Annotated in this window: 15 protein-coding genes; 8 read left to right on the top strand and 7 right to left on the bottom strand. The window is 58.8% G+C overall.

Annotation, left to right across the window (positions count from 1 at the left end; genetic code table 11):
- The first annotated feature begins 186 nt into the window (after positions 1-186).
- A complete protein-coding gene (gene recA, locus FQV27_RS11500; protein ID WP_147098566.1) occupies positions 187-1,251 on the top strand; it encodes a recombinase RecA in 1,065 nt (354 codons plus the stop codon).
- A 112-nt stretch (positions 1,252-1,363) separates the two neighbouring features.
- Here the strand turns inward: recA and FQV27_RS11505 are convergent, their stop codons facing one another.
- Both FQV27_RS11505 and FQV27_RS11510 read right to left on the bottom strand, forming a co-directional pair.
- Positions 1,364-1,702 (bottom strand): hypothetical protein, encoded by a 339-nt coding sequence (locus FQV27_RS11505; RefSeq protein WP_147098568.1) that lies wholly within the window; start codon positions 1,700-1,702, stop codon positions 1,364-1,366.
- An 85-nt stretch (positions 1,703-1,787) separates the two neighbouring features.
- Positions 1,788-3,602 carry an extracellular solute-binding protein gene (locus FQV27_RS11510; RefSeq protein ID WP_246133082.1) on the bottom strand — a complete coding sequence of 605 codons (1,815 nt, stop codon included), beginning with the start codon at positions 3,600-3,602 and terminating at the stop codon, positions 1,788-1,790.
- Between the two features lie 351 nt (positions 3,603-3,953).
- Between FQV27_RS11510 and FQV27_RS11515 the strand changes: the two genes are divergently transcribed.
- Positions 3,954-4,736 (top strand): 3-hydroxybutyrate dehydrogenase, encoded by a 783-nt coding sequence (locus FQV27_RS11515; protein WP_147098572.1) that lies wholly within the window; start codon positions 3,954-3,956, stop codon positions 4,734-4,736.
- Positions 4,737-4,868: 132 nt separating this feature from the next.
- Here FQV27_RS11515 and FQV27_RS11520 read toward each other — a convergent pair whose 3' ends face one another.
- A complete protein-coding gene (locus FQV27_RS11520) occupies positions 4,869-5,765 on the bottom strand; it encodes a LysR substrate-binding domain-containing protein (RefSeq protein ID WP_147098574.1) in 897 nt (298 codons plus the stop codon).
- A 207-nt stretch (positions 5,766-5,972) separates the two neighbouring features.
- Here FQV27_RS11520 and FQV27_RS11525 point away from each other — a divergent pair, with 207 nt between their 5' ends.
- On the top strand, positions 5,973-6,227 hold the full coding sequence (locus FQV27_RS11525) for a hypothetical protein (RefSeq protein ID WP_147098576.1): 255 nt from the start codon (positions 5,973-5,975) through the stop codon (positions 6,225-6,227).
- Between the two features lie 63 nt (positions 6,228-6,290).
- On the opposite strand, the gene FQV27_RS11530 is transcribed toward FQV27_RS11525, so the two are convergent.
- Positions 6,291-6,674 carry a host attachment family protein gene (locus FQV27_RS11530; RefSeq protein WP_147098578.1) on the bottom strand — a complete coding sequence of 128 codons (384 nt, stop codon included), beginning with the start codon at positions 6,672-6,674 and terminating at the stop codon, positions 6,291-6,293.
- A gap of 44 nt (positions 6,675-6,718) precedes the next feature.
- Positions 6,719-7,927 (bottom strand): pyridoxal phosphate-dependent aminotransferase, encoded by a 1,209-nt coding sequence (locus FQV27_RS11535; protein ID WP_147098581.1) that lies wholly within the window; start codon positions 7,925-7,927, stop codon positions 6,719-6,721.
- Between the two features lie 70 nt (positions 7,928-7,997).
- Between FQV27_RS11535 and FQV27_RS11540 the strand changes: the two genes are divergently transcribed.
- Both FQV27_RS11540 and FQV27_RS11545 read left to right on the top strand, forming a co-directional pair.
- A complete protein-coding gene (locus FQV27_RS11540; RefSeq protein ID WP_147098583.1) occupies positions 7,998-8,321 on the top strand; it encodes an FAD assembly factor SdhE in 324 nt (107 codons plus the stop codon).
- Between the two features lie 52 nt (positions 8,322-8,373).
- A complete protein-coding gene (locus FQV27_RS11545; RefSeq protein WP_147098585.1) occupies positions 8,374-8,874 on the top strand; it encodes a MarR family winged helix-turn-helix transcriptional regulator in 501 nt (166 codons plus the stop codon).
- A gap of 167 nt (positions 8,875-9,041) precedes the next feature.
- Here the strand turns inward: FQV27_RS11545 and FQV27_RS11550 are convergent, their stop codons facing one another.
- Positions 9,042-9,467 carry a VOC family protein gene (locus tag FQV27_RS11550; protein ID WP_147098587.1) on the bottom strand — a complete coding sequence of 142 codons (426 nt, stop codon included), beginning with the start codon at positions 9,465-9,467 and terminating at the stop codon, positions 9,042-9,044.
- A 141-nt stretch (positions 9,468-9,608) separates the two neighbouring features.
- Here FQV27_RS11550 and FQV27_RS11555 point away from each other — a divergent pair, with 141 nt between their 5' ends.
- From FQV27_RS11555 to FQV27_RS11565, 3 genes are all read left to right on the top strand, one after another.
- Positions 9,609-10,442, top strand: coding sequence for a thymidylate synthase (locus tag FQV27_RS11555; RefSeq protein ID WP_147098589.1), 834 nt, complete (start codon positions 9,609-9,611; stop codon positions 10,440-10,442).
- On the top strand, positions 10,442-10,924 hold the full coding sequence (locus FQV27_RS11560) for a dihydrofolate reductase (protein WP_147098591.1): 483 nt from the start codon (positions 10,442-10,444) through the stop codon (positions 10,922-10,924). Before FQV27_RS11555 ends, FQV27_RS11560 begins: the two co-directional genes overlap by 1 nt.
- A gap of 111 nt (positions 10,925-11,035) precedes the next feature.
- Positions 11,036-11,863 (top strand): sulfotransferase domain-containing protein, encoded by an 828-nt coding sequence (locus FQV27_RS11565; protein ID WP_147098593.1) that lies wholly within the window; start codon positions 11,036-11,038, stop codon positions 11,861-11,863.
- Between the two features lie 17 nt (positions 11,864-11,880).
- Here FQV27_RS11565 and FQV27_RS11570 read toward each other — a convergent pair whose 3' ends face one another.
- Entirely contained in the window at positions 11,881-12,717 is an 837-nt protein-coding gene (locus FQV27_RS11570) for an alpha/beta fold hydrolase (RefSeq protein ID WP_147098595.1), read from the bottom strand.
- Between the last annotated feature and the right edge of the window lie 15 nt (positions 12,718-12,732).

The raw sequence follows: 12,732 nt of genomic DNA on the forward strand, positions 1-12,732 counted from the left end.
TGGCTATCCGATAGGACGCGGCCGCTGTGGTGTAAACCTTCGGTTAAGATTTTGCCGATAGAGTTCTGAAGGTGGAGTCTTGCCAGAACGCGGCGATTCACTTATTAGAACATTAACGGAACATTTCGCGACATTGGTTGAGATGCCGGCACTGTTCCGAATATAAGGGCAAGGAGTTTTGGCAGGATGAGCGATACGAACATGGACAAGAGATCGGCCGACAAGCAGAAGGCTCTGGACAGCGCGCTTGCGCAGATTGAGCGGCAGTTCGGCAAGGGCTCCATCATGAAGCTTGGGGCCGACAACCCTGTGGCCGAGATCGAGGCGACGTCGACCGGGTCGCTCGGTCTTGATATCGCGCTCGGTATTGGCGGTCTGCCGAAGGGCCGCATCATTGAAATCTATGGGCCGGAAAGTTCTGGCAAGACAACGTTGACGCTGCACTGCATCGCCGAAGAGCAGAAGAAGGGCGGCGTTTGCGCCTTCGTGGATGCCGAACATGCGCTCGATCCGCAATATGCGCGAAAGCTGGGCGTTAACCTTGATGAGCTTCTGATCTCGCAGCCGGATACCGGCGAACAGGCGCTGGAAATCGTTGATACGCTGGTGCGATCGGGTGCGGTCAGTATGGTCGTCGTCGATTCGGTGGCCGCGCTGACCCCTAAGTCAGAAATTGAAGGCGATATGGGCGATGCTCAGGTCGGCGCGCAGGCGCGTCTCATGAGCCAGGCGATGCGCAAGCTGACCGCGTCGATCGGGCGGTCGAACTGCATGGTCGTGTTCATTAACCAGATCCGCATGAAGATCGGCGTAATGTTCGGCAACCCGGAAACGACCTCGGGCGGCAATGCGCTGAAATTCTATGCCTCTGTTCGTCTCGATATCCGTCGCACCGGTTCGATCAAGGATCGTGACGAAGTGGTGGGCAATTCGACCCGCGTAAAAGTGGTGAAAAACAAGGTCGCGCCGCCGTTCCGCCAGGTCGAATTCGACATCATGTATGGCGAGGGTATCTCGAAAATGGGGGAACTGATCGACCTTGGCGTCAAGGCAGGCGTCGTCGACAAATCGGGTGCTTGGTATTCCTATGGCGACGAACGGATCGGCCAAGGGCGAGAGAATGCGAAGCAATTTCTGCGTGACAATCAGGCACTTGCGATAGAGATCGAGGACAAGATCCGTGCAAGCCACGGGCTCGATTTTGCGGTGCCCGGCGGTGCAGGCGAAGAGGATGTGCTGTCCGAAGACTGATGGTCAGCCCTCTGGTATCAAAAGGCCCGCGCAGAATGCGCGGGCCTTTTCTTGACTGAACTACCCCGTCCTCAAAGCGAGCGATCCCTCGTGCTGACGCAGACGCTTAGGCTCAGTCGCCGTCTTCATCGACCTCGTCATCATCGCCGAAGCGGGCATCGTCGTCATATTCGTCTTCGCCCTCACCGACATATTTTGCGGAATTGCGGATCGAGCGGTCGTCATGCGCTTCGTCCATCACGACATCCGACGGGATTTCGCCGATCAGCCATTCGCGGATTTCTGCGCGGGCCTCTTCGACCTCAAGCTCCTCGGTTTCCGCGACAAGACGTACGAAGCGACGCTGATCGCCGTCAACCTCGTCCAGATCGGCTTCGTCAATACCGGGCCAGCGGTCGACGATCGCCTCGTAAAATGCTGGCCAATTCTCGGCGACATGATGCCACTTCATCAGCAAATTCCTTCATCCTTTGCGCGGATGCGCCTTTCCTTTGTTCGATCATGCGCCCCAACGGCGTCGCGAGGCCAGCGGTTCCTCAGGAACCGCCACCTTCTCGCCACCAGGTTTCGGGAAGGAACCCCGGATAGTCGCCGTAGATCGGGATGTGCTCAGGAAATTTCAGCGTCGCATCATGTGCGAGATGGCCGACCGGCGAGAAACCTGCTGGGATGACGTAGCGCCCGGCCGTCAGAACGCGGTCAAGTGCGTGAACAGCGGCCAGGAAATCTTCCTCGGACTCGGCGTTGACGATGGCGTTTATCATGGCCTCGGCGGCGGGCGAATTCATGCCCATGAAGTTTCGCGTCCCCGGTTCCGTCACGCCGCTGGAGCCCCAATACAGCATCTGTTCGTTCCCTGGCGACAGCGACAAGGCGCGCAGATACCAAGTCATATCGAACTGATAATTCGTCGTTCTTTCAGTATATTGCGCGCTGTCGAGGAGGCTGATTTTCGCCGACATGCCCAGATTGCGCAGGGCCTGCGCATAGATATCTGCGATCTGGCGCATCTCTGCAGCGGTGGTCGTGACGTCACCTGACAGGTTCAGCAATATCTCGAATTCGAAGGCGCGCCCTTCTGCATTTCGGAGCGTTCCGTCCGTGATTGTCCACCCTGCCTCTTCCAGCAGTTTGAGAGCGGAGCGCAGCGCCTTGCGGTCTAGCGCACGTTCAGAGCCTTCGGGAAGCGCATAGCCTTCGATCGTGCCGGGCGGGAGTTCGCCGGCGAAAGGTTCCAGAAGTTCCAGTTCCTTCCCCGTCGCCTGGGTGCCGGGCGTCATCCCAAGATCAGAGTTAGAGAAATACGACGTGATCCGCTGATCTGCGCCGCCCGAAACCGTGTTGTTGATAAACTGCCAGTTGAACGCTTCGATCATCGCCTGTCGCACGCGCCAATCCGCAAAGAGCGGATTGCGCGTATTCATCACGAGGCCCGAGATTCCGGACGGGCGCTGATGCGGGATGTCGGATTTGACAACCTCGCCCGACGACATGCGGGGGAAGCTGAACTCGGTGTTCCACTTGCTGGAACTCAACTCTCTCCAGACGTCCAACTCGCCCGCCTTGAACGCCTCGAACATGGCGTTTGCGTCGCCGTAATAGTCGTAAATAACGCGGTCGAAATTATGAAGTCCCTGATTGATCGGCAGATCCTTGCCCCACCAGTCGGGGTTCTTGCGAAGCGTCAGCGAGCGGCCCGGATCGACGTTATCGACAATATAGGGGCCGGAACCGATCGGAGCCTCCAGCCCCGAGGCATCGAAATCCTTGCCCTCCCACTGTGCTTTCTTCAGGATCGGGCGCATCCCCATAAGCAGCGCCAATTCGCGGTCCGGCGTGTTGAAGGTGAAGCGGATCTTGTTCGGTCCGGTCTGTTCCATATTTTCGACCTTCGACCATGCGCCGCGATAGCGCGGGTGGCCCTTGGTACCGAGCGTTTCATAGGACCACATGACGTCCTCGACCGTCACCGGAGAGCCGTCGGAAAATTTCGCCTCGGGTCTCAGCGTAAATTCAATCCAGCTTCGCGCTTCATCTGTCTCGACCGATTCGGCGAGCAGACCGTAAAGTGTGAAGGGTTCATCCAGGCTGCGAAACATCAGCGTTTCCGCAATGACTCCGGGCATCGTGTAAACAGGCCAGGCGGGATTTCCCTTCAAAACCCAAGGATTGAGCGAATCGAAGCTGCCCGATTCGCCCAACCGAATCGAGCCGCCTTTCGCCGCTTCAGGGTCGGCATATGGCAGGTGAGAAAAATCGCTCGGCAACGCAGGTTCGCCATACATCGCAATGCCATAGGTCGGCTCGGCAAGGCTTGCCAGCGGCATCGCGGCAACAGTTGCGGCGGCCATAAGAACGCCCAGAAATGACCTTCTGATCGCGGAATCGTTAGAGTTTTTGAAGATTCGCATCTCGACGATGGCCCCTCTGCGGCAAATGTCATTGTTTTCAATGCAGAGACTATCCGAGCCAGTTTACCGATACAAACAACAGCCTTGGACTCACGCGCGGTTTCGCCTATACATGACTCACTGCTCGATAGGTTTCTTGCCTGTATGAAACCTGCCTCATGACTGGCGCCCGCTTCGTGCGGGCGCTTTTTTTTGTGCGCGAGCGCACGGTTGATGGCACCGCGGCCTTCACTTGAGGTCCGCTTGGGGCAGGCGTAGAAATCCCGCAGCATCAACTGGCGGAGCAAGACCATGTTCGAGAATATCCTGAAGGGTAAGACGGCGATCGTTACCGGGTCCAATTCCGGTATCGGATTGGGTATCGCGCGTTCATTCGCTGAAGCAGGTGCATCCGTCGTCATCAACAGCTTCACCGATGACGCCGCGGATCACGAACTGGCCACGGAAATCGCGAAGGAATTCGGAACCGAGGTGCGATACATTCAGGCGGACATGTCAAAGGCAGATCAGTGCCGCGCCCTGATCGAAAAGGCCGGCGCTTGCGATATCCTGGTGAACAATGCCGGCATCCAGCATGTGGCCGCAATTCCCGACTTCCCGGTCGAAAAATGGGACGCGATCATTGCGATCAACCTCTCATCGGCATTTCACTGCACGGCCGCTGCGCTGCCGGAGATGCAGAAAAAGGGCTGGGGCCGCGTCATCAACATCGCATCGGCGCATGGATTGACGGCGAGCCCGTTCAAATCCGCCTATGTCGCCGCCAAACACGGCGTCGTCGGGCTGACCAAGGTGACCGCGCTTGAGGAGGCCGGAAAGGGCATTACCTGCAACGCCATCTGCCCCGGCTATGTCCTGACCCCCATCGTCGAAAAGCAGATCCCTGATCAGATGAAAACCCATCACATGGACCGCGAAGAGGTCATCAAGAACGTGATGCTCGCCCGTCAACCATCCGGTGAATTTGCTACGGTCGAGCAGATGGGCGGGACGGCAGTATTTCTGTGCAGCCCGGCGGCGGATCAGATTACCGGCACGACGATCAGTGTGGACGGTGGGTGGACCGCGCTTTGATTTCTGAATGACCTTTTCTGAATGAAATCGTGGATTGAAGCGGCGCGCCGGGGGCTGTTGCCGCTTCAATCTATTTGGCTGGTCTAAGCCTGCGCATCGCGCTTGACGTGAATGGTCGCGTGCCGGATCGCATCAGGCTGCAAGTTCGGAATCTTCCGCAACAATCTCCTCCTGCAGGAAGCGAAGAAACGACTTTATTGCGGGCCGGTTCCTGCGGGCATGGGGATAGACCAGCCAATAGCTTTTCTCGCCCTTCAGCACAGACGGAAAGGGCTGGACAAGTGATCCGGTCGCAAGCTCGAACCGGAAGAAACGCGGGTTCAGCAGCGCAATGCCTTCCCCCGCAAGCGCCGCCCGGCCCAGATGGGATTGCGCTTCGATCTCGAACCTGCGAGTCGGCGCGCAGGACAGCTCGGCCACCCCGTTCAGTTTCAGCCACCCGTCCCATTCCCGGTCAGTGCTGTTCAGCCAGGGCATGTCGATAACATCTTCGGGTTTGCGCAGCGGCCCATATTCTTCGATCAGGGCAGGGGACAGCATCGGGGTCACGTCCGAACTGAACAGAAAGTTCGACACAAGCCCTTCCCATTCGCCATGTCCATGACGCAGGGCCACGTCGACATCCTGCCGCGCGAAATCGACGACCTTGTCGTCAGTATCCAGCCTTACCGCGAGTTCGGAATGCCTGAGCTGAAAGCGACCGAGCCGATAGGCCAGCCAGTTGCTTGCAATCGTCGTCATGGTCGAGATCGACAATGTTTCCTGCTGCCCGGAGCTTGACGAGAATGCCTCGCGCAGCAGGTCGAACGCATCGGTTGTGGGTCCAGCGTAGCGCTGCCCGAGTTCGGTCAGTTCAAGCCCTTTGGGATTGCGCAGGAAAAGCTGTCCTCCCAACCGCTCCTCCAGCAGCTTTATCTGATAACTGACCGCCGCCTGCGTCATGCCCAGCCCCTCGGCTGCGCGGGTAAAGCTGAGCTGGCGGCTGGCGGCGTCAAAGACGCGCAGCGCTGCAAGGGGCGGAATCTCCATAAGCACTCCTTATGCGTTGTTACTTGCGTTTTGTTGGATTTCCTTCAGCAAAGCTAGCATCATCTGAGTATCGATAGAAGCAGAAGCCAACACAGACGGCGAAATTCTGCAAGAGAACTCAATTCGACGCCCGATCCGGCGCCCCAGGCGGCACAAGCCCGCTTTATGAGGGAGGGATGACGCGTCGCCATGAAAGGGAGAGACAAGATGACCATGACCCCGATCGAGCTGCCCGCCGTGGCACATATGCAATCATCGCTTGCACGGGTTTTTCAGGCGATCGCGATGTGGCACGAAAAACGGCATCAACGTGCCATGCTGCGCGCCTCGCTGAAAGAGGTGCCGGAACATCTTCGCCGCGATATCGGCCTGGATGGCGGCGCAAGCCTTCGTCCATCGCGCGGAAGCGGCCGCATCCTCGATCACAATGTAGATCCCGCGCTGCGCCAGTGGGGCTGGTGAGTCAATGAAAAAAGCCCGTGCGCAGAACAGCGCACGGGCCGAATGATTGTCAGGGACAGCGGATCAGGACAAAGCCTTCGCGATATCTTCAGGCGACGCCTTGGTCAGATCCTTCGCAAGTTCTTTCTTCAGCTTGCCTTCCAGCTCTTTGTGATAGTGCTTGCGCAATGTGCCAAGCGTTGTCGGATCGGCAATGATCGCGAGTTGATCGGCCTTGTGACGCAAAACGATGCCGTTCAGCCGTTCTGCCAACTGCTTGGCGAAGGTCGCCTCGTCCTCATCCTTTGGTGATCGCTCCTGCGGCGCATGGCCTTCGGCCTCATCGGCGAGGTTCTTGGGGTTAAGCTGCTGAACCTCGGTTAGCTCGATCCCCTGTTTCGCGCTGTTGCGGTAAAGGATCGCGTGGTGTCCGTCAGCGACGACGACGAGTGCATTATGTTCCAGCATGACTGGCTCCTTGCTTGGTCTGCCGGAAAAACGCCCGTGCCCGATCAGGGTTCCTGACAGCCTTGGCAGAAGGTGCGGATGCGACGAATTGCCTCGCTCAGGGTGTCGTCGCTTGCCGCGTAGCTGACGCGGAAATGCGGCGAAAGGCCGAATGCCGCGCCAAAGACTATTGCCACGCCGGTTTCGTCCAGCAGCGCATTGGCGAACGCCTCGTCATCGCTGATTGTGGTGCCCGCCGCCGAAACCTTGCCGATCAGCCCTTCGATTGACGGATAGACGTAAAATGCGCCCTGCGGCATCGGACAACTGACACCGGGGCATTCATTCAGCCCTGCGACGACAAGATCACGGCGACGCTGAAACGCCTCGCGAGAGGCCGCGATATAATCCTGCGGCCCTTCCAGCGCGGCGAGCGCCGCATATTGACTGATCGTGCAGGGATTAGAGGTCGATTGCGATTGCAGTTTCGCCATGGCGGCGATCAGCGCCTTGGGGCCGGCACCATAGCCAATCCGCCAGCCTGTCATGGCATAAGCCTTGCTGACACCGTTCATCGTCAGCGTGCGGTCCCTAAGGCGCGGCTCGATCTGGGCAGGCGTGACGAAAGTGAAGCCGTCAAAAACGAGATGTTCATAGATGTCGTCCGACAGGACCCAGACCTGCGGATAATCCAGCAGCACATCGGTCAGCGCGCGCATCTGGTCGGCGTCGTAAGCCGCCCCCGACGGGTTGGAGGGGGAGTTGAGAATAAGCCATTTCGTTTTGGGCGTAATCGCCGCGCGCAGCGCCGCAGCCGAGATGCGAAAACCGTCTTCCGCGGTCGAGGGGACGATCACCGGCACCCCGCCCGCCAGCCCGACGATATCGGGATAGCTCACCCAGTATGGCGCGGGAATGATAACCTCGTCACCGGGGTTCAGCGTGGCAAGAAGCGCGTTGAACAGGATCTGCTTGCCGCCGGTCCCGACGCTGACCTGATCGCGGCTGTAATCGAGCCCGTTCTCTCGCGCGAACTTGTCGCAAATCGCCTGTTTCAGCGGGGCGATCCCATCGACGGCGGTATAGCGCGTGTGGCCAGCATCGATCGCATTTTTGGCGGCGTCGCGAATATGTTCGGGCGTGTCGAAGTCCGGCTCTCCTGCCGAAAGCCCGATAATGTCGCGGCCTTCGGCACGCAGTTCGGCCACACGTCCGGTCATCGCAACGGTTGGAGAAGGCTTGATGCGGTTGATCGCGTCTGAGAGGAAAGCCATGCTGCGCTCCTTGGAATCTCTGGTTTCACGTCATATGCTGCGTTTTCCCGGGCCACAAGCGAGGCAAAGAATGGAAGATCCCGACATCCGGCTGAAACGGCTGCGGATGCGCAGTTGGCGGCGTGGGATGAAAGAGATGGACCTGATCCTTGGGCCTTTCGCGGATACCGCGCTTGCCGGGCTCGCCCCAGAACTGCTGGACGCATACGAGCAGGTGATGGCGGAGAACGACCAGGACCTTTATCGCTGGGTGATTGCACGTTCGCGTGGCGAGGATGCCGGCCCCGCCGAAATTGCGGACGTGCTGGATGTGATCGCCGCCCATGCATTCGGTCGGCTTGCCGAGATGCCTGCAGAGTTCACGAACCGTCCGCAAAAAGATCTCGCGGATTAACCGAAGATTCTTGTTTTTGGGCGATGGTCATTCTCAGCAAGGGGATGACAACATGACTTCAGCGCTGCCCAGACAGGAATACCTGCCGCAACTCGACGCCGCAGAAAGCTACTTCCAGTGCCTCCAGCTTCTGGAGCGGCTGCATCGCCTGATGCTCGACCTGATAAAGGATGATTTCGAACGTGTCGGCCGGTGCGATCTCACGCCTGTGCAGGCGCTGCTGCTGTATAATCTTGGCGAGGCGGAGGTTTCAGCGGGCGAATTGCGCTCTCGCGGGATGTATCAGGGCTCGAACGTGTCCTACAATCTCAAGAAGCTTGTTGGGATGGGATATGTCCATCACGAACGCAGCGATCAGGACCGCAGATCTGTTCGCGTGCGTCTGACCGTGGACGGACAGTCTGTGCGCGAACAGATCGGCCAGCTTTTCGCGCGTCATGCTGCCGATCTGGTTGATACGGGCATCCTTGACGACCCACCGCTCGATGCCGTGAACCGGCAGTGGCGGCGGATCGAACGATATTGGCTCGATCAGATCCGCTATATCTACTGACGGCACCATTTGCTGTCGTCTGATCGCAGGGCTGCCGGGACGCGGTACGAAGCGTTGTGCGGGTGCGTCGAAAATCTTGGGCCTGAAGCGATGCAGGTCCTGTCGCGGCTGGCATAAATGACGCAGAAAGCTCTGCGCCTGACCGCGAGGACCGGGTCGCCGCGCGTTTACCAATGGCCGGTATTTTCCATGCTCGCCCAGGGTTCCTGCGGTTCCAGATGTCCGTCCTGCAGCAGCTCGATCGAAATATTGTCGGGGCTGCGCACAAAGGCCATATGGCCATCGCGTGGGGGCCGGTTGATCGTGACGCCCGCATCCATCAGTTTCTGGCACATGTCGTAGATGTTATCGACGCGGTAAGCCAGATGACCGAAGTGACGGCTGTCGGATGGAAGGGCGTCATCACCGTCCCAGTTATAGGTAAGTTCGACCGGGCAGTCCTCCTGACCCGGAGGCGCCATGAAAACCAGCGTGAACCTCCCATTCTCGTTTTCGATCCGCTTCGTCTCCTCCAGTCCGAGGAGACGGAAGAAATCCATGGTCTTGTCGAGGTCTTTGACCCGAACCATCGTGTGCAGATAACGCAGCGGCATCGGTGTTCCTTTCCCTGAAGTGGTTGCGCGCAATGTGGCACGGACCACCGGCCGCGACAATATTGGCGGTTTGCGGCAGGTTCCGGGAGCGATAAGAAGAGGGTCGAACAACACCGACAGGCACGGGGGCAGGGGACGAGGGTGCAGCAATATCACGACGCGCTGAGGACGATTCTCGAACAGGGAGAGCAGACGACCGACCGCACCGGCACCGGCACGCTGGCGTATTTCGGAATGCAAACCCGCTATCCTCTGGCCGATGGCTTTCCGCTGGTGACGACGAAGAAACTGCACCTGCGCTCAATCATTCACGAGCTGCTGTGGTTTCTCGCCGGCGACACCAATATCGGCTATCTGAACGAGAACAAAGTCTCGATCTGGGACGAATGGGCCGATGAAAACGGCGATCTTGGCCCGGTTTACGGTGCACAATGGCGGCGTTTCCCCGCGTTGGAACCGGCGGGCGAAGACCCTGACGGCCAGCCGCTGTTTTTCGCGCGTTCAGTCGATCAGATTGCCGAATTGGTCGAAAACATTCGCAAGAACCCGGACAGCCGCCGCCTGATCGTGTCTGCGTGGAACCCCGGCGAGGTGCCGGACATGGCGCTGCCGCCCTGCCATACGCTGTGGCAGGTCCGTGTCATCGGGCGAAAGATGCATCTTCAGCTTTACCAGCGATCGGCAGACATGTTCCTTGGCGTACCGTTCAACATCGCGTCTTATGCGCTGCTGCTGGCGATGCTGGCCCATGTGACGGGATATGAAGCCGGCGATTTTGTTCACACGATTGGCGATGCGCATATCTATTCGAATCACATGGATCAGGTGCAGCTTCAGCTTTCGCGCAAGCCAAAGCTGCTGCCGCAGCTTCGGATCACCCGCAAGGTCGATTCGATTTTCGACTTCAAGTTCGAGGATTTCGAATTCCTGAACTACGACCCCGATCCCGCGATCAAAGCGCCGGTGGCCGTCTGATGCTGACACTGATCGCGGCGCGTGCGCGAAACGGGGCCATTGGCAAAGACGGGAAGATCCCGTGGCATCTGCCCGAGGATCTGGCTTTCTTCAAGCGCGAAACGCTTGGGGGTGCGATCATCATGGGACGGCGAACATGGCAGAGCCTTCCTTTCAAGCCATTGAAAGAACGCCTTAATCTGGTGGTCACCTCGACCTTGGATCTGCCGGGGCACGCCGTGGCCGATATAGATACGGCTTTAGCTGCCGCGCAGGCGGCGGGCTATGCGCGCATCTATGGCATCGGCGGAGAGCGGATTTATCGCGAGATGCTGCCCCGCGCTGACCGCCTTCTGATTACCGAGGTCGATACCCTGATCGAAGATGCGGATGCATTCTTTCCAGACTTCGACGATGCCGACTGGCACGAGCGCGCGCGCTATAAGCTGACCGAAAAGGGGGCAATCGCGACCGTCAGGGAACTGGATAGACGCAGTCGCTGAAAAACTCGTTACCCGCGCGGGAATAAGATTGAAAACCCGATAGGCTCCAGTACCATCCTCGTTAACGGGATCTGTTTTTTCTGAGTAACGGGAATGAGCAAGCTACAGCATATGCCGCGCCTGGTTTGGAAGCGCGCGTCAAATACATTTTCACTCTGGCGCTATTCTGATCGGATCGACGCAATTCTGGCCTCCTATCCGAAATCCGGGCGGACGTGGTTCAGGTACATCCTGTCATCCTATATCGCCCGGCTTTACAAGCTGGAACCTGCCCCGGATTTGCATACGATGTTCAGGGTTCTGCCGAATTTCGATCTCGATCCGGTTCGCGGGCTTCCGGCATTTGCCTTTGCCGACCATAAACCGAAACCGCCACTGATCGCGGTCAGCCATCTTCGCTATGCCCGCAGGTGGTTCCGGTCCTATCCGACCGTATTCATGGTCCGCGATCCGAAGGACGTGCTGGTATCTGCATATTTTCACGCGACGCGACAGAAGCATCGCTTCTCGGGCGATATCGACGCGTTTCTGGTTGATCCGAAACAGGGAATCTCGTCTCTGACAGAATATCTGAACGGATGGGCCGCAGGTCTTAGCGACCGTCCACATATCGTCATAAGCTACGAGAAACTTTCGAGCGATCCGGTGACGGAAACCGCGAAGGTTCTGGCCTTTCTCGGGCTGGAAGAAAATCCGGACATGTTAAACGCCGCAATCGAAACCGCGAGTTTCAAGCGGATGCTCAATCTGGAACTGAAATCAGGCCTGCCGGGGCATGAATATGATCGCAGCGACAGCGAAAATCTTCGCATGCGTCGCGGCAAGGTCGGTGGGTTCGGCGATTACCTGACCGAAGCGCAGATCGCGTTGATTGACGACACCTGCGCGCGAAACCTGACGCCAGAGGCGAAGGCACTGCTTTCGCGCGCCGTCGCCTGACAGCGCGTTAACCCGCGTTATTTGGTTCGGGCACGAAGCGCATCCAGCCATGAGTTGATCGCGCCGAGGCTCTCCGCCTCGTCAAGCCACGGGATATGGGCGCGGTCCGGCACCTCGGCATAGACGCCGTCTGGCCTGCGCCGCTGCATTTCGGCGAAGGCATCGGGGCTGAGCAGGTCAGAATTCGCGCCGCGGATCACGGCAACCGGCAAGCCGGCAGTCGCGTCCCATAGTGGCCACAGGTCAGGGGCCTCGCCCTCGAACGCTGCAAGAAACGCATCGCGCAGGGCGGGATCGTATTTGATCTGCAACCCCTCGGGCGTTTCCGCATAATGTCTTTGCGCATCCGCCAGCCAGCGACCCTCAGGCGCATTGGCGAAGCCTGGCATATTCGCCGGCAACTTCGCGGCCAGCTCCTCATGGGTGTTGGCCATCGGGTTACGCCCGACATAGTCGAATATGCGATCCAGCCCCGCACGCTCTATCGCAGGGCCGACATCGTTCAGGCACAGTCCCAGCAGCCGATCCTTCGCGACGGCGGCAAGAAGCAGGGCGATCAGCCCCCCGCGCGACGTGCCAAGGACGGCCGCCTTTTCGATGCCCAGATGATCGAGCAGAGCCAGCGCGTCCTTGCCCTCTTGCGGGACGGTATAGGTCGCAGCGCCGGTGTGATCGGACTCTCCACGACCGCGATAGTCCATGCGGATCATTCGGACGCCTCGCAGATGCGGCGCGACATAGTCGAAATCCGCCATGTTCCTCGTCAGCCCTGCCAGACACAGGACCGGCAGACCCTCACCCTCGTCTGAATAGGCGATACGGGCGCCGTCTTCCGCAGTGAAGAATTGCGTCATTTCGCCTCCGACCGG

Source organism: Paracoccus aurantiacus, assembly GCF_007993065.1.
GTDB classification, from domain to species: Bacteria; Pseudomonadota; Alphaproteobacteria; order Rhodobacterales; family Rhodobacteraceae; genus Paracoccus; species Paracoccus aurantiacus.

Coding starts and splice junctions, on each gene's coding strand:
- FQV27_RS11510 (WP_246133082.1), bottom strand. CDS start 3,602: ATGGCCGCCGCAACTGTTGCCGCGATGCCGCTGGCAAGCCTTGCCGAG.
- FQV27_RS11520 (WP_147098574.1), bottom strand. CDS start 5,765: ATGGAGATTCCGCCCCTTGCAGCGCTGCGCGTCTTTGACGCCGCCAGC.
- FQV27_RS11535 (WP_147098581.1), bottom strand. CDS start 7,927: ATGGCTTTCCTCTCAGACGCGATCAACCGCATCAAGCCTTCTCCAACC.
- FQV27_RS11545 (WP_147098585.1), top strand. CDS start 8,374: ATGACTTCAGCGCTGCCCAGACAGGAATACCTGCCGCAACTCGACGCC.
- FQV27_RS11515 (WP_147098572.1), top strand. CDS start 3,954: ATGTTCGAGAATATCCTGAAGGGTAAGACGGCGATCGTTACCGGGTCC.
- FQV27_RS11540 (WP_147098583.1), top strand. CDS start 7,998: ATGGAAGATCCCGACATCCGGCTGAAACGGCTGCGGATGCGCAGTTGG.
- FQV27_RS11530 (WP_147098578.1), bottom strand. CDS start 6,674: ATGCTGGAACATAATGCACTCGTCGTCGTCGCTGACGGACACCACGCG.
- FQV27_RS11525 (WP_147098576.1), top strand. CDS start 5,973: ATGACCATGACCCCGATCGAGCTGCCCGCCGTGGCACATATGCAATCA.
- FQV27_RS11570 (WP_147098595.1), bottom strand. CDS start 12,717: ATGACGCAATTCTTCACTGCGGAAGACGGCGCCCGTATCGCCTATTCA.
- FQV27_RS11505 (WP_147098568.1), bottom strand. CDS start 1,702: ATGAAGTGGCATCATGTCGCCGAGAATTGGCCAGCATTTTACGAGGCG.
- FQV27_RS11565 (WP_147098593.1), top strand. CDS start 11,036: ATGCCGCGCCTGGTTTGGAAGCGCGCGTCAAATACATTTTCACTCTGG.
- FQV27_RS11550 (WP_147098587.1), bottom strand. CDS start 9,467: ATGCCGCTGCGTTATCTGCACACGATGGTTCGGGTCAAAGACCTCGAC.
- recA (WP_147098566.1), top strand. CDS start 187: ATGAGCGATACGAACATGGACAAGAGATCGGCCGACAAGCAGAAGGCT.
- FQV27_RS11560 (WP_147098591.1), top strand. CDS start 10,442: ATGCTGACACTGATCGCGGCGCGTGCGCGAAACGGGGCCATTGGCAAA.